The sequence below is a fragment of the Kribbella sp. genome (genome assembly GCF_035655035.1).
Lineage (GTDB): Bacteria > Actinomycetota > Actinomycetes > Propionibacteriales > Kribbellaceae > Kribbella.
Genome location: NZ_DASRVN010000612.1, coordinates 1 through 21,067 on the forward strand (window position 1 = coordinate 1; position 21,067 = coordinate 21,067).

The 21,067-nt window shown below is 68.2% G+C and carries 18 protein-coding genes; 7 read left to right on the forward strand and 11 right to left on the reverse strand.

The genetic code is table 11. The features are described 5' to 3' along the window. Positions 1-412 precede the first annotated feature (412 nt). Positions 413-850, reverse strand: coding sequence for a helix-turn-helix domain-containing protein (locus tag VFF46_RS32205; RefSeq protein WP_325041008.1), 438 nt, complete (start codon positions 848-850; stop codon positions 413-415). Between the two features lie 46 nt (positions 851-896). On the opposite strand from VFF46_RS32205, the gene VFF46_RS32210 reads away from it, so the two are divergent. Beyond that, positions 897-2,048 (forward strand): phosphotransferase, encoded by a 1,152-nt coding sequence (locus VFF46_RS32210; protein ID WP_325041009.1) that lies wholly within the window; start codon positions 897-899, stop codon positions 2,046-2,048. A gap of 90 nt (positions 2,049-2,138) precedes the next feature. Beyond that, entirely contained in the window at positions 2,139-2,624 is a 486-nt protein-coding gene (locus VFF46_RS32215) for a hypothetical protein (RefSeq protein ID WP_325041010.1), read from the forward strand. 105 nt (positions 2,625-2,729) lie between these two features. On the opposite strand, the gene VFF46_RS32220 is transcribed toward VFF46_RS32215, so the two are convergent. The 3 genes from VFF46_RS32220 to VFF46_RS32230 all read right to left on the reverse strand — a co-directional run bounded on the left by VFF46_RS32220 (position 2,730) and on the right by VFF46_RS32230 (position 8,124). Further along, complete coding sequence (locus tag VFF46_RS32220; RefSeq protein ID WP_325041011.1) at positions 2,730-4,811, reverse strand: M4 family metallopeptidase; 2,082 nt, start codon at positions 4,809-4,811, stop codon at positions 2,730-2,732. A gap of 227 nt (positions 4,812-5,038) precedes the next feature. Beyond that, positions 5,039-7,018, reverse strand: a complete 1,980-nt coding sequence (locus tag VFF46_RS32225; protein ID WP_325041012.1) for a thioredoxin domain-containing protein — start codon at positions 7,016-7,018, stop codon at positions 5,039-5,041. Between the two features lie 20 nt (positions 7,019-7,038). Then, on the reverse strand, positions 7,039-8,124 hold the full coding sequence (locus tag VFF46_RS32230) for a winged helix DNA-binding domain-containing protein (protein ID WP_325041013.1): 1,086 nt from the start codon (positions 8,122-8,124) through the stop codon (positions 7,039-7,041). Between the two features lie 26 nt (positions 8,125-8,150). Between VFF46_RS32230 and VFF46_RS32235 the strand changes: the two genes are divergently transcribed. Beyond that, positions 8,151-8,687 carry a nitroreductase family protein gene (locus VFF46_RS32235; protein ID WP_325041014.1) on the forward strand — a complete coding sequence of 179 codons (537 nt, stop codon included), beginning with the start codon at positions 8,151-8,153 and terminating at the stop codon, positions 8,685-8,687. Position 8,688: 1 nt separating this feature from the next. Here VFF46_RS32235 and VFF46_RS32240 read toward each other — a convergent pair whose 3' ends face one another. The 5 genes from VFF46_RS32240 to mca form a co-directional block, all read right to left on the reverse strand. Then, positions 8,689-12,219 carry a caspase, EACC1-associated type gene (locus tag VFF46_RS32240; protein ID WP_325041015.1) on the reverse strand — a complete coding sequence of 1,177 codons (3,531 nt, stop codon included), beginning with the start codon at positions 12,217-12,219 and terminating at the stop codon, positions 8,689-8,691. Then, a complete protein-coding gene (locus VFF46_RS32245) occupies positions 12,219-12,560 on the reverse strand; it encodes a hypothetical protein (protein ID WP_325041016.1) in 342 nt (113 codons plus the stop codon). The genes VFF46_RS32240 and VFF46_RS32245 overlap by 1 nt, the downstream gene beginning before the upstream one ends. 124 nt (positions 12,561-12,684) lie before the next feature. Then, positions 12,685-13,710, reverse strand: a complete 1,026-nt coding sequence (locus VFF46_RS32250; RefSeq protein WP_325041017.1) for a copper resistance D family protein — start codon at positions 13,708-13,710, stop codon at positions 12,685-12,687. 127 nt (positions 13,711-13,837) lie between these two features. Further along, positions 13,838-14,131, reverse strand: coding sequence for a hypothetical protein (locus tag VFF46_RS32255; protein ID WP_325041018.1), 294 nt, complete (start codon positions 14,129-14,131; stop codon positions 13,838-13,840). A gap of 31 nt (positions 14,132-14,162) precedes the next feature. Next, on the reverse strand, positions 14,163-15,026 hold the full coding sequence (gene mca, locus VFF46_RS32260; RefSeq protein WP_325041019.1) for a mycothiol conjugate amidase Mca: 864 nt from the start codon (positions 15,024-15,026) through the stop codon (positions 14,163-14,165). A gap of 59 nt (positions 15,027-15,085) precedes the next feature. Here mca and VFF46_RS32265 point away from each other — a divergent pair, with 59 nt between their 5' ends. The 3 genes from VFF46_RS32265 (at position 15,086) to VFF46_RS32275 (ending at position 17,640) form a co-directional block, all read left to right on the forward strand. Further along, positions 15,086-15,514, forward strand: a complete 429-nt coding sequence (locus VFF46_RS32265; RefSeq protein WP_325041020.1) for a DUF4307 domain-containing protein — start codon at positions 15,086-15,088, stop codon at positions 15,512-15,514. A 211-nt stretch (positions 15,515-15,725) separates the two neighbouring features. Further along, positions 15,726-16,238, forward strand: coding sequence for a transcription elongation factor GreA (gene greA, locus VFF46_RS32270; protein ID WP_325041021.1), 513 nt, complete (start codon positions 15,726-15,728; stop codon positions 16,236-16,238). 157 nt (positions 16,239-16,395) lie between these two features. Further along, on the forward strand, positions 16,396-17,640 hold the full coding sequence (locus tag VFF46_RS32275) for an MFS transporter (protein WP_325041022.1): 1,245 nt from the start codon (positions 16,396-16,398) through the stop codon (positions 17,638-17,640). Positions 17,641-17,746: 106 nt separating this feature from the next. Here the strand turns inward: VFF46_RS32275 and VFF46_RS32280 are convergent, their stop codons facing one another. Together VFF46_RS32280 and VFF46_RS32285 are read right to left on the reverse strand one after the other, a co-directional pair. Beyond that, the gene (locus VFF46_RS32280) at positions 17,747-18,868 is read right to left on the reverse strand and encodes a hypothetical protein (RefSeq protein WP_325041023.1); all 1,122 of its coding nucleotides are present in this window, start codon (positions 18,866-18,868) and stop codon (positions 17,747-17,749) included. Positions 18,869-19,015: 147 nt separating this feature from the next. Next, a complete protein-coding gene (locus VFF46_RS32285; protein WP_325041024.1) occupies positions 19,016-20,479 on the reverse strand; it encodes an MFS transporter in 1,464 nt (487 codons plus the stop codon). A gap of 118 nt (positions 20,480-20,597) precedes the next feature. Here VFF46_RS32285 and VFF46_RS32290 point away from each other — a divergent pair, with 118 nt between their 5' ends. After that, positions 20,598-21,041 carry a MarR family winged helix-turn-helix transcriptional regulator gene (locus tag VFF46_RS32290; protein WP_325041025.1) on the forward strand — a complete coding sequence of 148 codons (444 nt, stop codon included), beginning with the start codon at positions 20,598-20,600 and terminating at the stop codon, positions 21,039-21,041. Positions 21,042-21,067 lie beyond the last annotated feature (26 nt).

Below are 21,067 nucleotides of genomic sequence, written 5' to 3' on the forward strand. Positions count from 1 at the left end.
ACCTGAGCGCGGACTGTGAACACCCACCGGGGACTGAGAACAAGTAATTGCTTGTTCCCAGCATCCATTGCCTATCGCCAGTCCGATCCAGCCCGGCGAACCAAGCCCCGCCGGCGCATCCGCCGAAGGCGTGTCCCCTCCGCAGCAGGGTCCCCGGAGGCAGCACCTCCGCCGACGGCACCCGCGCCCGGTGGTACCACTTGTGCGCCGGCTGAGCCGGCCAGCAAGTCAGCCGCGCCGGAGGCGTGACCTATCTGCCTGCCGCTCCCGTAGTACCTGCGCGCCCCGTCACCGCGCCGGAGGCGTGTGCGCTCCGCGAGCAGCACCTCCGCAGACAGGACCTCCATCCGCTGGCACCACGTGCGCCGGCGGAGCGGCCGACAGGCAGCCGCGCCGGAGGCGTGTCCTTTGTTCAGTGCCAGTTGCCCAGGTCTTGGAGGGTTTGGCGGAGGGTGGTGTAGCGGGTGGGGCCCAGGTGGGTGGACCAGGAGTGTTCTACGCGGGCGATTGCGGCCTGGCTGTGGGCGACGGCTTGGTCGCCGGACGTCGTACGGCGGACCAGGCGGACGCGGCGGTCTTCGGGGAGGCGGGTGGATTCGGTGTAGCCGAGTTTCTGGAGGTAGTCGACGTGCTGGCCGAGGCCTTGTTTGGTCATGGTGGCGGCTTCGGCGAGGTCGGTGATGCGGGCGCCTTCGGGTGGGATGAGTTCGAGCAGGCGGTAGTGCGAGACGCGCAGGCCGGGGAAGTGTTCCTCGGAATCGGCCAGGATCTCTTCGCGGATGCGCCGCAGGGCCTCGCCGAGCAGTCGCGCCACATGAGCCTCGGCCCCCACGCCGTTGACGGAAGTCATAAAGCAACTTTACTATCCCACCAGTAAAGCTTCCGTGGGGGGAACCATGAGCACGGGACTGGAACCACTGGGCCGTGACGCCCTGCCCGCCGACGACCTGACAGCCCTGGTACGGGCGATCACCGGCAACCCGGCCGCGCAACCGACCAGCGCCCGCGTCGAGCCGGTCGACTACCCGATCGGTACGCCGAGTACCGAGTCGCTGCACCGCGTGTTCGGTACGGCGGGAGACGCGAACTGGTCGTGCTTCGTGAAGAAGTTCCAGTCGGTACGGCACTGGCCGATGCTCCACCTGCTACCCGAGGAGTTCCGCGCGCTCTTCGCCCACAACCTGCCCTGGCAGCTGGAGATCGCGGTGCACCGCAGCGACATCGCGCGCCTCCTCCCCGAGGGCATGCGGCTGCCGACGGCGTATCGGATCGACGTGTACGAGGACGATCGCGCGACGCTCTGGATGGAGAACGTGGTTCAGGAGCGGGGTCCTTGGCCGATCGACCGGTTCGAGCGGGCGGCGTACCTGCTGGGCCGGCTGTCGGCGCGCCGTCAGCCGCACCTGGTGGAGCCGCTCTTGCCCCGCGACCACGTCACGACGCCGGGGATCGGTTTGCGCTTCTACGCCGAGGGCCGCATCAAACAGACCGCCCTGCCGGCTCTCGCGGATGCACAGACCTGGCGCCACCCGCTGCTGAGTGCCGCAGTCTGCAACCTGGGCGACCACGCGCTGCGAGACGACCTGCGGCGACTCGGCGAGCAGGTCCCAGCAGTACTTGACGCACTGGACGCGCTCCCCCAGTGCTACCAGCACGGAGACGCGAGCCCGCAGAACCTGCTGGTACCTCACGACAGCCCAGACGAGTTCGTGGTGATCGACTGGGGCTTTGACTGCCCACAGGCCGTCGGGTTCGACCTAGGCCAGCTACTGGTCGGCCTTGCGCACGCGGGCGAGCTCTCGACGGAGGCGCTGCCCGCAGTACACAAGGTGATCCTCAAGGCCTTCTTGGAGGGTCTGGCGGCAGACGGGATGCACGTGGACGAGGAGCAGGTGCTGTACGGGTACCTGGGCTCGCTTCTCATCAGGGCGGCGTTCACTGCGCTACCGCTGGAGCTGTTCGGCAAGGCGGACGCATCACTCGAGCTGTTCGAGCAGCGGGTACGGCTGACCCGCGTGCTCGTCAACTTGGTGTCACAGGTCATCTGAACATTTCAGTACTGTCACAGCTGCAACGAACGCCACCCCTCCGTGTATCCCTTGGGTGTGAGGAACCTGAGCGGATACGCAGCAGTGGCCATGTGCACGGCAGGACTCGTGCTGACCGGGTGCGGCAACGAGTCAGGATCCGGGACGGCTCCGGTCGGTACGCCGAGCAGCACGCCACCACCGACCATGCCGACGGTGACGCAGTCAGCACCAGTAGGCGCCGGTCTGCCGGTGACCGTGGCCCGGACCGGCGGGTTCGCGGGGTTCGACGACCAGGTGCAGATCGGTACCGACGGCGTCGCGACCGTGAGCTCCCGCGGCAAGCAGACGATCAAGTGCAAGCTCGACCCGTCGCTGCTGGCGACGATCAGCGCGGCCGTCGAGAAGGTCGACTGGGCGAGTCTGGTGGCGACGAAACCGTCTACCAAGCACCCTGACGACATGATCGTGTCCGTCACCGCGAACGGGAAGACCGCCCGGCTCGAGAACCCGCAGCTCAAAGTACTGACGGCCCCGGTGAGCAAACTGCTCACCGAAGCCGCCATCCCACCGGGCAAGCTCTGCAAGAAGGTCTAGCCTCGTCGACGGGGGCGGTGCCGACGCGTACCGAACCACCTTGTGCAGAAGGGAATCCGGGGCGCGCGTGGCCTTGGGCGGAGGCTCCGCGCGCCCCGGACGTTCTCAGCTGACGGTCAGCGAGGTGTCGTCGACGACGAAGCTGGTCTGCGCCGAGGAGTCCTCCTGGCCGACGAACTTGATCGTCACGGTCTTGCCCTTGTACGCCGTGAGGTTCAGCGTCTTCTGCACGTACGACGTGTTCTTGTTCAGGTTCGAGTACGTCGCCAGCGTGCTCGTCGTCGTACCGTCGACGACCTGGACCTTCGCGGTGTCGTACGCCGTGGTCGTGGTGGTCTCCGCGGTGTCGATCCGGATCCAGAACGACAGGCTGGCGGCGGTCGCCGAGGCCGGGATCGCGACCGACTGGCCGACGCTCTCGGTGGTGGCGCGGCCGTTGCCCTGCAGCCACAGCTTCCAGGTGCCGGTCCGCGCCGGGCGGCCGGTGTTGTCGGTGACCGGGCCGGCCGTGCCGGTCCAGTCCACCGCGCCGGACTCGAAGCCCGGGTTCTTCAGCAGGTTGTCACCGGTCGGGGGCGGCGTGGTGCCACCACCGCAGGCGGCCGAGCCGGCCGGGACCGAGATGCCACCGAACGCGGCCTCGATACCCTTGCACTGCGCGGAATCCGCGCCGTACAGCTCCTTCGCGGAGTTGATCGCGCCTTCGCGCGCGTCCTTGTAGGTGCTGCCCGAGCTCAGCTTGGTGGTCAGCGTCCGGTACCAGACCTTGGCGGCGACATCCCGGCCGACACCGGCGAATGTCGTACCGTTGCAGGCCGTGCTGTTGTAGGTGACGCCGTTGATGGTCTTGCTGCCGGTGCCCTCGGAGGCCAGGTAGAACCAGTGGTTCAGCGGGCCGGACGAGTAGTGCGGGTCCAGACCGCCGGTGCTGGTGGTCCAGCAGTCCTTGCTGGCCCCGTCCTTCGACGGCTTGTCCATGTAGCGCAGCGGCGTACCGTCGCCGTTGATGTTGATCTTCTCGCCGATCAGGTAGTCACCCGGGTCGCTCGCGTTGTTCGCGTACCACTCGACCATGGTGCCGAAGATGTCCGACGTCGCCTCGTTCAGGCCGCCCGCGTCACCCGAGTAGTTCAGGTTGGCGGTCGCCTCGGTGACACCGTGGCTCATCTCGTGACCGGCCACGTCGATCGCGGTCAGCGGGTGCGTGTTGCTGATGCCGTCGCCGTACGTCATCTGGGTGCCGTCCCAGAACGCGTTCACGTACGCGTTGCCGTAGTGCACGCGGGAGCGGGCGCCCTGGCCGTTGTTGAAGATGCCGTTGCGGCTGTGGACGTTCTTGTAGTAGTCCCAGGTCAGCTGGGCGCCGTAGTGCGCGTCCACCGCGGCGGTCGCGCGGTCCGAGGCGGCACCGTTGCCCCAGGTGTCGTCGGCGTCGGTGAACGTGGTGCCGTTACCGGACGTCGCGCCCTTCAGGTCGGTGGTGTAGTTGCCGCCGCGGGTCGGGTCGGTCAGCGAGAAGTTGCCGGACGAACCCGACGTACCGATCGTGACCTTACCGGCGTACATCGAGTTGCCGGTGCCTTCCTTGATCTCGTCGTTCTGCGCCAGGACCTTGCCGGAGTTGGCGTCGACGTACGTGTGCAGGACCGACGGGGTCTGGTCGGCCTTCACACCGGTCGTGACGACGTCGTACGCGAGCACAGGCTTTGCCGGCGTCACGAAGACGACCAACTGGCCCTTGCTGGAGTCGGCCTTGAACTTCGACGCCTGTGCGCCCTTGGTGAGGGCCGCCGACTGGGACAGGGTCGGCTTGGTGGAGACCTCGACGGCCTTCGCGCCACGGTTGTAGGTGACCTGGCCGATCGACTCGCCCTTGCGCTTGACGATCAGGTCGCCACCGACGACCTTCAGGCCGTTGTACGTACGGTCGTAGCGGACGTACTCCGTACCGTCCGGGTCCTTCACGACGTCGCGGACCTGGAGCTGCTCGCCGGAGCCGAGCCCGAGGGCGGTGGCCGTCCGCGCGGTCAGCGCCTGCTCGGCCTTGACGGCTGCCGGCTGGTTGAAGCCGGACGCCGGGAGCGGAACCGACCGGTCGGCGGCACCCGCTGTCGAAGCGGTGAACGTCGTGGCCAGACCCGCTGCCGCGACGATCGCCACCGCCCCTGCTGATGTCAGTCGTTTCAAGACAACATCTCCTCACGGTGTGGTCGCTGTTTGGGCGCAGCGACCGAATTCAGTTGGGGACGCGCCGGATGCTGACGCAAAAGTGCCACTGCCTCAGCTGTGACACCTCGTGGCGGTACATGCGAGTTCTGTTACATCCGGCGTGAGGACTGACTGTTGCCGCCCGGTCGCCGAGAGTCAAGAGAACTGAGTGAAAACTGAGGGAAAACCCGCACCCGCGCAGGCGGTCAGTGCGCAGGGCGCAGCAGTTCCCGGAGGTCTTCCGGCACCGCGACCGGGAGCTTGCAGGTGAATTTCTGGCAGACGTACGCCGTCGGCTGTCCGTCGAGCAATCCGCGCCCTGCCATCAACGGCACCCCCAGATCGGGCGCTCCGGCAACAATCGCGGTCCCCCACGGCGCGCTGCCAAAGGCAACCCGAAGCAACTCCGAGGAAGCACCGCCGGAGGGGGTCACGATGGCGATTTCGAGGGGGCCGGCTGCGAGGCTTTCGGCGACGGCGAGTGCGCGGCCGGCGAAGCGGGGGGCTCGGGTGGCAATGGGGGCTGACGCATTGAGGGCCTGCTGCGCGGCCTGCTCGTACCGGTCTGAACCGGTAAAGCTGGCGAGGGTGGTGAAGGCCTCGGCGGCGAGGCTTACCCCGGACGGGGTCGCGTTGTCGGTGGCGTCCTGCGGGCGCCACACCAACTGCTCGGCGTCGGCAGCCGTGTCAAAGTAGGTGCCATCAGCAACAAACTGTTCGAGGACCCGGCCGAGCAGCGCCTCCGCCGTACGGAACCACTCGCCCTCGCCTGTCCCCCCGAGCAACGTCATACACGCCTGCGCGAACGCCGCATAGTCCTCGAGGACGCCGTCCGCACTCCCCCGTACGCCGTCTCGCGACGTCCGGTACAACCGCGCTCCGTCCAGATGCACGTCCAGGATCAACCGAGCCGCCCGACCAGCCGCCTCGACGTACTCGGGCCGCTCGAGCACCACCCCGGCACGAGTCAGCGCGGTGATCGCCAGCCCGTTCCACGCGGCAACTACTTTGTCGTCACGCCCCGGATAGGTCCGCCCGTCCCGCGCGTCCCGCAGTACCTGCCGAACCCGCGACCATCGAGCGACATCCTCCGGATCCCGCCGAAGCTGAAGCACGGACGAGCCGTGCTCGAAGGTGCCGGTCACCTCGCACAACGAGATCACCCACGCGGCATCGTCCGGCGACAACACGGAGCGCAGTTCGGCCGGCGTCCAGACGTAGTACTTGCCCTCCTCCCCCTCCGTGTCCGCGTCGAGGGCCGACGCGAACCCGCCCTCCGGCGTACGCAGCTCGGTAAGCAGGAAGTCAGCAGTCTCCGAAGCGACCCGACGGGCAAGCGGATCCCCGGACACCGTCCACCAGTGCGTGTAAACGTCGAGCAGCAACGCGTTGTCGTACAGCATCTTCTCGAAGTGCGGCACCACCCACTGGCCGTCGACTGAGTACCGCGCGAACCCGCCGGCCAGCTGGTCGTACATCCCGCCCCGCGCCATCCGCGAGCAGGTCCGCGCGACCATCGCCAGCGCGTCCTCGTCCCCGGTACGCCGATGGTGCCGGAGCAGGAAGTCGAGCACCATCGACGGCGGGAACTTCGGCGCCCGCCCGAACCCGCCGTCCACCGGATCGAAGTCCGCCTTCAGCAACTCGACGGCACGCTCGAGGTCGAATGCCTCCGTAGCAGTCGGCTGCTGCGCACCGAGCTGCGCGACGACCCGCTTCCCGATCCCGTCGAGCTGTTCGCGCTTGTTCTGCCAAGCGTCGGTGATCGCCTCGAGCACCTGCCGGAAGGACGCCATCCCACCACGCGCCTCGCGAGGGAAGTACGTCCCGCAGAAGAACGGCTCGCCGGTCGGCGCCAGGAAGACCGACATCGGCCACCCGCCCTGCCCGGTCATCGCCACGGTCGCCGCCATGTAGATCGCGTCGACGTCCGGCCGCTCCTCGCGATCCACCTTCACACTCACGAAGTGCTCGCTCAGGTACGCCGCCGTCCCCGCGTCCTCGAACGACTCGTGCGCCATCACGTGGCACCAGTGGCACGCCGAGTACCCGACCGACAGGAACACCGGTACGTCCCGCTCGCGTGCTTCGGCGAAGGCCCGCTCCGACCACTCCCGCCACTCCACCGGGTTCCCCGCGTGCTGCCGCAGGTACGGACTGGTCGATCGCCCAAGCTCGTTCGCCATGCCCCCACCGTATGCTGCCGCTAGAGGAACACCTTCCGCGTCCCGGCGTCCGGATGCAGGAAGGCCAGCAACGCCTCGGCTTCTGCGAACACGGCGTCCGCCTCGGTCAACGGCTGGTACGAACGGACCACAAGCGTGACCTCGTCGGCGTCCCGGCTGACCGTCCAGTCGCCCGCGGTGAAGCCGTCGACCAGCAGGATCTGCGGCGCGGGGCGTTGCGTGCGGTACCCCTGCCGACCGTGGTCGTCGGTGATCACGCGGGTGCGATCGGCGTACGACAGCAGCAGGTTGTCGAAGTCGTACAGGAATCGGGGCGGCGCCGGGGTGTCCGGATCCGGGTGCACGACATCGGGTACGTCGTACAGGGTCTGGCCGTTCGAATCCTGGAAGACCTGCAGGCTCATCCGCTCGACGACCTCGCGGAGCTTGGTGAGCCCGGACCAGACCTGCATGTCCTTCACGCCGGCGGGTCCGAAAGCGGCCAGGTAGCGCAGGATCATCCACTCGAGCGAGGAGGTGGACGGGACGCCCGCGCCGAGCCAAGCGTCGATGGTGGTGTGGGCGATCGGCCCGCTGCGGCCCCAGACGCCGCGCGGGGGTACTTGGACGAGCGGCACCTGGTTGCGGATCGCGTAGACCAGGGAGGCCGGTGGGCGATCGGGCCAGCGTTCGGCGAGCACGGCGCCGAGTTCCTTGTTCGTCAACGGTTTCGGGGCGAGCAGCTCGACGCCGTCGGCGATCAGCCGGGGCATGTCGATGCCTTCGCCGGGCTTGCCGTGGATCTGGTTGCGGTACAGGTCGCGATCGAGGACCGGCTGGATCAGCGGGCGCAGGGCGCGGGCGTCGTCCGGGGTGACCAGGTGGATCGTCGAGCGCATCAACGCGATCCGGATCAGCTGCCGGTCGACCAGCAGATCAGCCGCCTGTGAAGGGACGAAGCCGGCCAGCCGGGACCACAGTCCGACGTACCAGCTGTGCGGCGTCTGCGCCTGCAGCCCGGCGAGCCGCCGTACCGCGTCGAGGACCGGCAACTCCGAACGACGCAGCAGCAACTGCCGGTCGAGAGTCGCGCGATTGAGCGCCCGGCGGCTGAGTACCTGCGTCACGCCCCAACCGTAGGTTGAATGGGACCATGCCCGTGCACCCGCTGCTCGCCAGCCGCTTCAGCCCGCTGTTGTTCGACTCCGCACAAACGGTCACCGACGACGACGTCGACCTCCTCCTGGAGGCGGCGCGCTGGGCACCGTCGGCGGGCAACTCCCAGCCCTGGGCGTACTTCGTGGCGCGCCGCGACGAGCCCGAGCACAAGCGGATCGTCCGGCACCTGGCCCGCAGCTCGGCCCGCTGGGCGCCGACCGCGGCGCTGCTGGTCGTCACGATGGCCCACCGGTACGTCGAGGACACCGACTGGGCCTACTCGGACTTCGCCGACTACGACCTCGGCCAGTCGGTCGCCCACCTCACCCTGCAGGCGCACGCGATGGGCCTCGCGTGCCGCCAGTTCCGCGCCTTCGACCTCGAAGCCCTCGGCACCGACCTGAACCCCGGCCCCGGCTGGCACATCGTCTCGATGATCGCCGTCGGCACCCCCGCCGAGGACCGCCCCACGGCCCGCGCCCGCCGCAGTACCGCGGAACTCCGGACAGCTCCTTGGGACCAGGGTTCCTGAGTCATCGAAGGCCTGAGACAACCTCCTCCACCACTTGGTCGGGGTCGTGGAGACACCGCCAGACCGGGACCCGGATCAGGGCATGACCCGCAGGCTTCAGGTCCAGCATGGCGAGAACCCTCCGGAGCGACCGTCCATCAGCACTCCCCCGAGGATCGTCGACCTGAACGAGCAGCTTTCCACCGACCAGGAGGTCGTACCGTCGTCCCTCGATCTGTTGATCTCGCGCGACGTCCACGCCGGCCCCGCGAAGGCCTGCCTGAAGCCGATCGACGGCTCCATGCGGCGTAACGGCGAGGTCCTCGTCCCTGTCTGGCCGAAGTACCTCAGGGAGGAGCCCTCGCTGTCCGGACCACCAGTCCTGGTCGCCGACCACCACCAGACGAGACCTCGCCCGGGTGACAGCAACGTTCCACAGATTGAGCTGATTGACCAGCCAGTTCTGGGTCGGTCGGCGGATGCCATGAGCACCGACGGGCGAGATGACCATGATGTCCCTCTCGCCGCCCTGGAACTTGTGGATCGTGCCGCGGACAACCTCACTCGACGGGACACCCGCCCGACTCAGAGCCCTGTCCAGCGCCCACGAGTGTGCGGCCAACGGCGTGACCACTCCGATGGAAGATTCGGGATAGGCCTTCTGAAGCTGCCTGACCTCGTCGACCACCGCTTCGATCTCTGCCCGGTTCGACCCCGACCCCGACCCGCCGTGGCTGAAGGTACCGGTGACGTGGCGCCACGTCACCGCGTCTCCGGCCGGCGCCGTTGGCGGCGTCAGGACGGTGAGCTTGTTCTGATAGACGTGCCGGTTGGGTACGGCGATGATCCGCGGCTGGCAACGATAATGCTCATCCAGTAAGTAGCATCGGCCCGCGGCCGCAGCTGCAAATGCGTCGTAGGCGGAGTACGTACCGAAACTCAACTGCCGGCGCTCCAGCCACTCCCGGCTGAGCCCTGCCTCGCGCTGCGCCTCAAGGTCTGCCGCCATAGGCAAGGTCACCACAGGGCTGAGCTGAAACGGGTCGCCGATGACAAGAACCCGTCGAGCCCGGAACAGCATCGGCAGTACCGCGGGAATCGTGCACTGCGCCGCCTCGTCGATGACGACCAGGTCGAATATCTCCGGTTGCGGCTTCAGTGTGCGGGCGGACATCGTCGTTGTCGCCCAGGCCGGCAACGTGCGCAGGAGGTTCGAAAACCCGGCCCAGGTCCGTGATTTCGAAAGCTCCCTGATTCGCGCCTCCAGATCGCCGCGTCCTGATCGCAGTCGGCTCTGCAGCTGGGCGGATAGCATGCGCACGCTCGCCTGCGGTCGCGCCTCGGCGGTCAGCTCGGTCAACCGATTCCAGGTAGCCGATACGTCCGGTAGCTCCGTCCACTCGCGCAGCGCCGATCTCCACTTGAGCTCCACCGTCAGGCGGAATGCGAAATCGGCGAGCGGTTCCTGCCCCGACCAGCCATGCGACCGCAGCCGCCATCGCCACCACCATGCGAACACCCCACCGGCTGCGGCACGCTCCGCCGACCGGACGGCTGGTAGGAGCTCCTCATCGGACTTCTCGACCGGGTCGAGCCTGGCGCGCTCGACCGCAAGATCTGCCAGATCGCGTTCGAAACGCCGGCGCAGATCCAGCGCAGAACGGAGTTCGGTGATTTCCGTCGCCACATTGCGTAGGTCCGCCGCCGGAGTTCGTACGTCGGGTGTGTCGCCGACAGAACCGCGCTGGAGCAAGTCACGCAGTAGGTCAGGCTCCCTGGCGACCATCTGGCGGTTTCCGGTTCGAATCAAGACACCGGGTCCGAGCAGGGCGCCGATCCGCTGACAGACCTCGTCGACGGCGCGATTGTTCGTCGAACCGACCAGCACCGTCTGCCCGGCCGCCGTCGCGGTCGCCACGAGTGCTGCCACCAACTGGCTCTTACCAGTGCCGGGTGGTCCCTGAGCTACCGTCAGCCGCTCGGTCATCGCGGATCTGATGATCTGTTCCTGGGTTTCGTTCAGGCGATCAGGCGCCACGATCGTGAGCGGCTCGGAGGTGCGCTCTCCGGAGCTACTCTGCTCGGCCAGAGCCCCCGCAGCCGAGCGCAGACTTTCGTTCGGCTTCTGCGTCAGGACCTCGAGATCCTCAAGAAGCTTGCCCTGAGCGCCTTCGGTCGGATCCGCCGCGCACAGAATCGCCGTGTTCTGCACCCGATTCATCGGCCCGGCCGCCACCTCTCCCGTCAGTTGGGAGGGGTCCATCGATCCGGCGCTCTGCAGGCCGAGCACCTGCATCAGCCGGCGCACGGTCTCGGCGAGTGCCTGTCGATCGCCCGCAACGAACGTTTCCTCGATCTGCTGAGCCAAATCATCCAGCTCCGGATCTGCCAGTCCCAGTTCCACAGCGACCGCGCGGTTCAGCGCCGGTGGGCTCGCGAGAACCTGACCTTGGGCAGAGACGGTGACATCGCAGACCAGCAGCGGCGCGAACCGTTGGTCCTTGTTCCCGGCACTGTTCGGCAGCAGCAGAATCGGATATCCGTATCTGATCTGCCGATCGGGGCCCCCGACCTTGGCAGCGAACGCCGCGAACGCCGGGTTGGGTGGCTGCAGCTCGGGCGGTCCGCCCAGAACCGCCTCCGGTCCGCCGCCGGCAGCGACATACGTGTCCCGTTGCATTCGTTGCAGGAACGAGCTCAGCTCGGCTCCACGACGCAGAGCTCTGCGGTAGTAGGCGATGAGCCGTCGCCATTGGTCGACATCGAGATCTGCCTCGACACCGCCGGCTATCGAGTCTTGCCGCGGTACGGCGTGCGGCCGGGCCGAAGGCATTGTCTCAACGAGCTTTATCGGCTCGGTGACGCCTTCGCTCGACTCCACCGGAGGGAATGTACGCAGGGCCTGATGGACATGCCGGGCGAGGTCGTTCGTGGTAACCCAGGCGTCGCTGCCGGACATCGCGACCGTTCCTCGGAGAGCGTCGAGAACCGCACCGGTGAAGACAGATGGCCGGCCATCACCCTGGCTCTTCGCAGCACGTGTATGCGTGCTCGCAGTGAGCACGAACGTCCCGCGCTCACGCAGTCCACGACGCGGCTCCTGACGAACACCTCCCCGGAAGCGGTTACGCAGCTCGAACGAACCAGAGAAGCAGCAGTCCAGCAGCACGACCTTCTGCGTCGCATTGGTGGTGTTCAGGCAATGACGCAAAACGCCATCGGCATCGACAGCCGTTGCGTGCAACGAGCCTCTGCTGTCCGATTCTGTTGTCGCCAGGAACAAGGATTCCGAGTCGATGCCGGTCACCAGGCCATGCCCCGAGTAGTACAACAGAGCCATGTCACCGAACCGTCGCCGGCCGTAGAACTGCTCGATCGTGGTGACCATCTGGTCCCGGCCGGCGTCGACACACACATCGACCGTGTCGAACTGCCCGGCCTGGTCGAGCAGGGCCTTGAGTTGATCGATGTCATAGCGGACGCCGGGCAGGCTCTGCAGTGCCGGGTCTGCCGGGAACGCAGACGCTCCGAGCAGGAGTGCGTGCCGCGCCATCAGCGCGTTCGGCGCCGGGCCGCGGCGAGAAACGCATCAACCAACTCGTCGACGTGCTTCTCGCTCGGATTGTCGATTTCGATCCTCGCGTCTCCGACCTCCACTCGGATCTTCCGATCCGGGTGACGTCGACGGAAGTTCCCGAGGATGCGGAGGACCGCTTCGATCTGCGCAGGATCGACGGCCGTCAGAATGTTGAGTGTGGCGAGCACCAGTTCGCCAGTACCCTTGTCGCCCTCGGCGGGTTCGCTGACGGAGAACGAAACCTCGCTCACCTCGCGGAGTTCGTGCGCAAGGGTCTTGGACAGGCGGTCGACCACGAAGTCGTCGTCGGAGTCCAATACGTCGAAGCTGATCCGGCTGCATAGGTCGGGCATTGAAACCTCACCTCGTCATCGGTCCAGGCCACATTACGACAGCCGATCACAGGGCGTGATGAATAGCGTGTCGGCTGACCCCGATCATCTAGGCCGCCTGGGAGAGGGCGACCGAGAGGCCGAGGGTTAGGGCCATGACCAGGAGTTCGACGCCGACGACGCGCCAGAACGGGCGGCCGGAGTCGACGAGGTCGTCGTGGGAGCGGGCGCGGTGGAAAGCGGCCAGGGCGACGAGGAGGACGAAGGCGATCACCTTGGCGATCAGCAGCGTGCCGTAGGCGTCGTTGGTGAGTTCGTCGAGGATCGAGCCCCAGCCGCCGCCCTTCGCGGCCAGCCGGCCGGCGCCGCTGAGCAGGCCGCTGAGCAGGACGGCGATCGCGGACAGTACCGCGACCTGGCCGTACCGTTCCATCACGATCGGCAGCCCGCTCCGGCTCCCCCGGCCGTACCGTACGAGGCCCGCGAGTCCGCCGATCCAGGTCGTCGCCGCGATCACGTGGATCACCAGCGCCGCGCCGGCGAGTACGACGTACGACTCGTTCCTCGGGTACGCCGTGACCGCGGTCGGGACCAGTGCGGCGATCGCGACCAGGACGCCGAGGCCCGCGGCGCCGGACGTCTGTACGCGGCGGATCCCGATCGCCAGCGCGAGCACCAGGATGCCGGTGATCAGCAGCGACTTCACCTCGGGTACGCCGAGCGCGTCGTCGAGCCGGAGCCGCAGCAACCGGACCGGCGTGTTCAGCAGCAGCGCCGCCGTCACGACGGAGCCGGCGAACGCGCAGACCGCCCAGATCAACGCCGCGTTGCTGGCGTCCCGGACCGCGCGCCGGCCCTGGACGCCGAGCGATCCGCCCTCGATCCGCAGCAGTACGACGGCCGCGAGCAGCGCGCCCGCACAACCCACCGTGGCGAGCGTCGAGATCAGCCGGAGGAACGGGTCCAGCCAGGACACGAACTCACCCGGACCGCCGATCCCGCCGGCGTTCCGCGGCTGGCTGCCGGACAGGAACAACGCCAGTACCAGCGCCGCCGAGGCGACCAGGACCGCACCCACACCACCCGCGACCAGGCGTCCGGGCGTGCGGTGCCGGGCGGCGCGGGTCGCGGTCACCGGAGGAAGTTGTCGGGGGCACCTGTCAGCACCCGGCTCACTATAGGGTCAGCCGGAGGTGGGCAGCCCAGTCCGACACCATCTCGTGATCGGGCTCCCAGCATTCGGTTACCGGACTGAGATATCCCTATTGCTGAGAGTGGTCACTCGGCGTCTTCGTCAGGTCCTTCGAGTCCGAAGTAGTCGGCGCTGCAGCGCCATCCGGGGACGGCGAGCCGGCCGGATTCGCTGGGTCGGCGGACGGTGCTGGGTCGTCCGCACCATCGGGATCCACGTCGATCCGCTTCAACTGCTTGGCCATGCTGCGCCACAGCAGAAACGTGGCGGCACCGAGCGCCAGGACGATCAGCAGCGCGACCCATCCCGGCTTCACCACGTTGGGGTCGATCTCGGCCGTCTGAAGGGAGATCATCGCTGTCACGCCACCATTCTCTCATTGTCCGGGCCGCCCGTCAGCGCAGCCCCGCGAACAGGTCGTTCTCAGGCAGCTCCGACTCGACCAGACTCCGCGCCAGCTCGTAGTCCTCGGTCGGCCAGGCCGCCTGGTGCACCTCGAGCGGTACGGCGAACCACGAGCCGTCCGGGTCGATCTGCGTGGCATGCGCGAGCAGTGCCCGGTCCCGGACCTCGAAGTACTCCGCGCACTCGACCCGGGTGGTGATCCGGCGCTCGTTCTCCGGGTCCGGCTTCCAGTCCTTCAGCCGCTCGGCGTACGGCGACTCCAGGCCGCGCGCGAGCATCGCGTCGTGCAGCGCCTTCATCCGCTCGTAGTGGAACGTGTGGTGGTAGTACAGCTTCAGCGGCTGCCACGGCTCGCCGAGCTCCGGGTACGCGTCCTTGTCCCCGGCCGCCTCGAACGCCGCCACCGTGATCTGGTGGCACATCACGTGGTCCGGGTGCGGGTACCCGCCGTTCTCGTCGTACGTCGTGACCACCTGCGGGCGGAACTCGCGGATCAGCTTCACCAGCGGGGCGGCGGCGTCCTCCACCTTGAGGGCCCCGAAACAGCCCTCGGGCAGCGGCGGCAGCGGGTCGCCCTCGGGGAAACCGGAGTCGACCCAGCCCAGCCACTCCTGCCGGATGCCGAGGATCGCGCGCGCCTTGTCCATCTCCTTGCGGCGGATCTCGGTGATGTTCGCCAGCACTTCCGGGCGGTCCATCTTCGGATTCAGGATCGATCCGCGTTCACCGCCGGTACAGGTGGCGACCAGCACCTCGACGCCCTCGGCGACGTACCGGGCGGTCGATGCGGCTCCCTTGCTCGACTCGTCGTCGGGGTGGGCGTGTACATGCAACAACCGAAGATCTCCACTCACAAGACACAATGGTCCCGCAACCTCACGCAAAACCCACGACCGACCCCCTGGACGACCTTGTGACCGAGTCATCAGCTGCCGCTTCGACCTCCGACCTGAACGCGCGGTACGGACGTGGCGGGCGGTCCCGCCGGCCGCTGGTGATCGGCGTCCTGGGCGTCCTCGTACTCGCCGCGCTGGTGTGGCTGGTCTGGGCCGCGTGGGTGCAGTCGAACCCGCCGGTCAGCTCGCAGCTGCAGGGCTTCACGATCGTCTCGCCGACCAAGGCGACCGCCACCATGAAGGTCGACCGGACCAAGTCCGTCGAGGCCAGCTGCCGGCTGCAGGCCAAGGCCGCGGACTTCTCGATCGTCGGCGAGGTGACCGTCACGGTGCCGGCCGGTTCGGCCCGCCACCAGACCCTGCCGGTGACGTTGACAACGCAGCGCTCGGCCACCTCGGTGGTGCTGATCGGCTGTACGACGGCGGACCAGCACCACCCGCACTGACCCCGAACCCGCTGCCGCGGCAACCGACTGCCGCCCGGTTCTGTTCGCGGTGGGAGAAAACCGAGGTAGCAAACGCTTTCCGAGCGTCGGGGAGCGGTCGGAACCCCTGCGTGATCGGCGGTCTCTTGCTACGCTCGTTTGATTGGTCGCCGTCGACGACGGCGGCCAGCAGTATTTTCCTGCCCATCCCAACCGACACAAGGAGCAGCCCGTGACGCAGAAGATCGACGAGGACAGCGTTGTCTGGCTGACGCAGGACGGTTACGACCAGCTGAAGTCCGAGCTCGAGCACCTCAAGGGCCCCGCCCGTGCCGAGATCACCCAGCGGATCAGCGAGGCCAGGGACGAGGGCGACCTCAAGGAGAACGGCGGCTACCACGCCGCCAAGGACGAGCAGGGCAAGATGGAGGCGCGGATCCGGCAACTGGAGGACATGCTCCGCCGTGCCCGGGTCGGCGAGACCCCGAAGGCCGGCGGCAAGATCGAGCCCGGCATGAAGGTGTCGATCAAGTTCGCCGGCGACGACGACGTCGAGACCTTCCTGCTCGGCTCCCGCGAGTTGCTCGCCCTGGACGCGTCGGTCGACATCGACGTCTACTCCCCGCAGTCCCCGCTCGGCGCCGCCATCCTCGGCAAGAAGAAGGGCGACAAGGCCACCTACGAGGCCCCGAACGGCAAGGACGTGACCGTCGAGATCGTCGCCGCGGAACCGTTCACCGGCTGACCACCAAGCTCCCGAGGCGCCCCGGTGGACAGCCACCGGGGCGCTTCGCATTTGTGGGAGCTCGAAAAATTGCCTGAGCGTGAAGTTGAGTCTTGGCGACTCGGTTTCTTGATACTTGAGTCGACAGGGCTCAACTTACGTGCCTACGGTCCGGAGCATGGGCATTCTCAGGCATCCCGACTTCCGGCGGCTCTGGCTCGCCGATCTGCTCAGTCAGCTCGGTAGCCGGCTGACGATGTTCGCCGTACCGCTGCTCGCGGTACTGACGCTCGACGCGACGACGTTCCAGGTGTCGCTGCTGCGGACCTGCGAGACGGCCGCCTGGCTGCTGCTCGGCCTGTTCGCCGGCGCTTGGGTCGACCGGGTGCGCTGTCTCCCGGTACTGATCGCCGCGGACCTCGGCCGGGCCGTGCTGTTCGGGTCGATCCCGGTCGCGGCGGCGTTCGGCGTACTCAGCCTGCCGCAGCTGTACGTCGTACTCGCGCTGGCCGGTGTCTTGACGGTCCTGTTCGACGTCGCGCACAGCACCTACCCGCCGCGGCTACTGGACGCGGACCAGCTGCTCCCGGGCAACGCGAAGCTCGCCGCCAACCACTCGGTCGCGGCGGTGATCGGCTCCGGCGCGGGCGGCATCCTCGTGCAGTGGATCGGCGCCGCGGTCACGATCGGCCTGGACGCACTGAGCTTCGTCTGGTCGGCCGTCTGGCTCCGCAGCATCCGTACTCCCGAGGCCGCCCCCGTCAAGCCCGAACGCCCGCATCTGCGCAGCGAGATCCGCGACGGCCTGCAGTACGTGTTCAAGCACCCGCTGCTGCGGCCGATCGCGCTCAACCAGACCACGACGATGCTGTTTCAATCCGCGAACGGCGCGGTCATCGTGGTGTTCCTGGTTCGTCAGCTGCACCTGCGGCCGGGCACGATCGGCGTACTGAGCATGCTCGGCCTGCTCGGCGCGATCGTCGCGTCGGCGGTCACCGAGCGGCTCAGCACCCGGCTCGGGGACGCCCGCGCCTTGTTGCTCTCGACAACTGGTATCGGGGTCGCGTTCGTCCTGCAGGCACTGACCGACCGCGGCTGGCGGCTCGGCTGGTACGTCCTCGCGACCCTGCTCGCCGGGTTCTGCATCATCGTCGCGTACATCCTCGGCGCGAGCACCCGGCAACGCGTCTGCCCGCCCGAACTCCAGGGCCGGGTCAGCGCCACGATGAGCTTCGTCTCCTGGGGCGCCGCCCCGCTCGGCAGCCTCCTGGGCGGCCTCCTCGGCACCACCCTCGGCCTCCGCCCGACCCTGTACGTCGCCGGCCTAGCCACCCTGGCAGGCACCCTGTTCCTCTACTTCTCCCCCTCCGCACCCTCCGCACCATCCCGACCCCCACTGCCCATTTCAGGGGTTGACCTCTGAGGTGGCCGGTTGACACCCCGCATGCGACGAGCCAACCGGCAGTTTCAGGGGTTCACCCCTGAAACTGCGCGCGCCGACGAGGCGGCGGTGGGACCTGGCGTGGGGGTCAGTCGGAGGTGATCTGAGCGGTGCCTACCAGGACCTCGACGTCGAGGGCGGCGCGGCCGCGGCCGATTTCCACGTCCTTGGACTGGCCGGAGACGGCGCCGGACCAGGTCACGCGGCCGAGTTGGGCCTCGGTGTGGACATGGACGTCGGAGCCGCGCCGGAGGGCGACGTTCGCCGTACCGGACTCGACGCGGACGCGGGAACGGCCCTTGGTGATCTGGGCGTCCAGAGTCGCGGAGCCGGCCTGGACGAGTACGTCGATCGGGCCGTCCACGTCGGCGACCTTCGCCGTACCGGCGGTGACGCGGACCCGGGTCAGGCCGGGGAGGCGTTCGGCGTTCACGCTGCCGCCGGTGACCTCGACCTCGACCTGGAGGTTCGGGTTGACCCGGATCGACAGCTCCTTGGCGAGGCCGTTGACGTGCGCCTTCAGGTCGGTCGGGTTGCGGAGCATGCTGAAGCCGTCGATCGAGACGCCCATGTCGCCTTCGCTGCTGATCGCGAGCGTGTCGCCGTCGCGCTTGATCACGTGCGGCCCGTCGACCGCGACGCCGTTCACCGCGGGCTCACCGATCAGCCGCACCCGGCGCCCGATGGCCCGCACCGTCACCCGCTGCACGCCGGACGGAATCGGCACGTTGCTGTGCTCCTCCTCGGCAGGCTCCGCGGCGCCCTCGTCGGGTACGACGTCCTGCACGCCCGACGACTCGCCCGCGTGCCGCCCCGCGGGCTGCGCGACCGGCGCCGGCCCAGCGGACGGCCCGGGCGTCGCCCCGGCGGAAGGCTCGGGCGTCGGCGCTGCGGTCGACCCGGCCGACGGCTCGGCGGTCGACCCGGCTGACGGCTCGGCGGTCGACCCCGCGGTCGACCCGGCGGTCGGCTCGACGGTGGTGTCGGCGGTGGGTGAGTCGACTGCGTCGGCCCAGACGGATGCGGTCGGGGCGTCGCCGGCAACCGGAGCTTCGGCCGCCGGCTCCGAGGTCCCGGCGGCGTCAGCAGGCTCGGCTGGGGTGGTCTTGATGGCGGCGATCAGCGTGGTGGCCTCCTCGGTGGAGAGGTGGCCCGTGGCGACGCGGTCCAGGATGTCCTTGACCTTCTCGTCGTAGCTCTGGTTGCTCATGCGACCAGTCCAGCACTCCCACGGGTCGAAACCAATCGGGGAATCCCCCGAAATGCAGTGGTGCGGACCCCCGAGAGGGTCCGCACGCCATATCACTGCATATCACGGCATATCACTGCACAGCCCACACAGCAGGGCTGGTTGTTGTCACGCCGCCGGCGTCATCTCCTCCTGCGCCAGCTCGTCCTGTACGGCAGCCAGTTCCGCTGCCTCCGCGTCCTCCGCGGCCCGCCGCGCCTTCAGCCCGCGCAGACCGGTCAGCGCGATCACCAGACCGAGCGCCGCGATCCCCGTCACGACCCCCAGCCCGGACTTGTACGCCGACAGCACCCCGGCCGCCGCGGTGTCACCCACCGTCTGGCCGCTGATCACCGCGGTCACGATCGCCAGCACGACCGCGCCGCCGACCTGGTTCGACGTGTTGAACAGCCCGGACGCCAGCCCCTGCTCGTGGTCCGGGACCCCGGACACGGCCTGGATGTTCAGCGACGGGAACCCGAGCGCGAACCCGAGCCCGAGCAGCATGATCGTCGGGAAGACCGTCGAGAAGTACGCCGACTCCGGGCCGATCCGCAGGCTCAGTGCGTACCCGGCGACGAACAGCGCCATCGCGACGATGATCATCTTCTCGGTACCGATCCGGTCGACGATCTTGCCGACGTTCGGCGACAGCGTCGCGACCAGCAGGCCGGCCGGGAGGAATCCGAGCGCGGTCTGGAACGACGACCAGCCGAGCAGGTTCTGCAGGTACATGGTGCCGATCAGCTGGAACGCGACGTACGAACCGAAGACGGTCAGGATGGCCAGGTTCGCGCGCCGCAGCGACGCGTTGCGCAGGATGCCGAGCCGGACCAGCGGGTGCTTGGTGCGGAGCTCGATCGCGACGAAGCCGGCCAGCAGTACGACCGCGAGCACGAACAGCCCGATGGTCTGCAGCGAGACCCAGCCCGCGTGCTCGGCGCCGACGACCGCGTAGACCAGCGACAGCATGCCGCCGGTGACGGTGATCGCGCCCGGTACGTCGTACCCGCCGGCGGCGTCGTCGCGCGGGCTGTTCGGGATCAGCTTGAGGCCGAACAGCAGCACGATCAGGGCGACCGGGCCGGGCATCAGGAAGGTCCAGCGCCAGCCGACCTCGGTCAGCGCGCCGCCGAGGATCAGGCCCATCGAGAAGCCGCTGGCGGCGCAGGTGGTGAAGATGCTGAGGGCCCGGTTGCGATCCGGTCCCTCGTGGAAGGTGGTGGTGATGATCGAGAGCGCGGCCGGAGCGGTGAACGCCGCGGCGATGCCCTTCACGAACCGCGCCGCGATGAGCAGTTCGGGGTTGCTCGCCAGTGAGCTCAGCATCGAGACCACGGCGAAGACGGCCAGCGCGATCAGGAAGACCCGGCGCCGGCCGAGCAGGTCGGCGGTTCGGCCGCCGAGGAGCAGCAGACCGCCGTACCCGAGCACGTAGCCGGTCACGACCCACTGCAGAGAGGCAAGGGAGACGCCCAGGTCGGCGCCGATGGACGGCAGTGACATGCCGACCATGGACACGTCCAGGCCGTCGAGGAAGATCACACCGCAGACGACCAGGAGTGCGCCCCAGAGGCGTGCGTCCCAGGTCATGCGGGCAGGCGATGCGGTTTGCGTAGTCACGAGAAGAGACTATTGCATGCACGTGCATCTAATGTCTAGGCATTAAATGCATTTGCATTGATTGCACTTGCATGCTATGTTGCCCTACATGACCGCTACGAAGGTCAGCGTTGGGACTGGTGAGGCCAACGCCGATGTCCGCGAATGGCGCGAGCTGCTGGCCCGCCACGCCGATCTGACCTGCGCCCTCGACCGGGCGCTGCAGGCCGGCCACTCGCTGGGCATGAGTGAGTACGAGGTGCTCGAGCGGCTCGCCGAGTTCCCCGAGCACTCCGCCAAGGTGGCGACGATCGCCAAGTCCGTGCACCTGAGCCAGAGCGCGCTGTCCCGGGTGATCGGCCGGCTGGAGACAGCCGGCCTGGTCGAGCGGCACATGTGCCCCGAGGACCGGCGCGCGATCAACGTCCGGCTGACCGACGAGGGCCTGCATCGTCAGGCCGTGGCCCAGCCGACCCAGCGCCAGGTGCTCGCGCAGCGTCTGCACGCCCCGCTCGTGAAGACCTGCGAGCCCGTACTCTCACCGAGTGAGTGAAACCTTCGACGACGCTCGCGAGATCA

Bases quoted from the DNA above. Each gene is read 5' to 3' on its own strand.
- VFF46_RS32215 (WP_325041010.1), top strand. From the start codon at position 2,139: ATGTGCACGGCAGGACTCGTGCTGACCGGGTGCGGCAACGAGTCAGGA.
- VFF46_RS32275 (WP_325041022.1), top strand. From the start codon at position 16,396: ATGGGCATTCTCAGGCATCCCGACTTCCGGCGGCTCTGGCTCGCCGAT.
- VFF46_RS32285 (WP_325041024.1), bottom strand. From the start codon at position 20,479: ATGACCTGGGACGCACGCCTCTGGGGCGCACTCCTGGTCGTCTGCGGT.
- VFF46_RS32240 (WP_325041015.1), bottom strand. From the start codon at position 12,219: ATGGCGCGGCACGCACTCCTGCTCGGAGCGTCTGCGTTCCCGGCAGAC.
- VFF46_RS32225 (WP_325041012.1), bottom strand. From the start codon at position 7,018: ATGGCGAACGAGCTTGGGCGATCGACCAGTCCGTACCTGCGGCAGCAC.
- VFF46_RS32280 (WP_325041023.1), bottom strand. From the start codon at position 18,868: ATGAGCAACCAGAGCTACGACGAGAAGGTCAAGGACATCCTGGACCGC.
- VFF46_RS32205 (WP_325041008.1), bottom strand. From the start codon at position 850: ATGACTTCCGTCAACGGCGTGGGGGCCGAGGCTCATGTGGCGCGACTG.
- VFF46_RS32210 (WP_325041009.1), top strand. From the start codon at position 897: ATGAGCACGGGACTGGAACCACTGGGCCGTGACGCCCTGCCCGCCGAC.
- VFF46_RS32290 (WP_325041025.1), top strand. From the start codon at position 20,598: ATGACCGCTACGAAGGTCAGCGTTGGGACTGGTGAGGCCAACGCCGAT.
- VFF46_RS32235 (WP_325041014.1), top strand. From the start codon at position 8,151: ATGCCCGTGCACCCGCTGCTCGCCAGCCGCTTCAGCCCGCTGTTGTTC.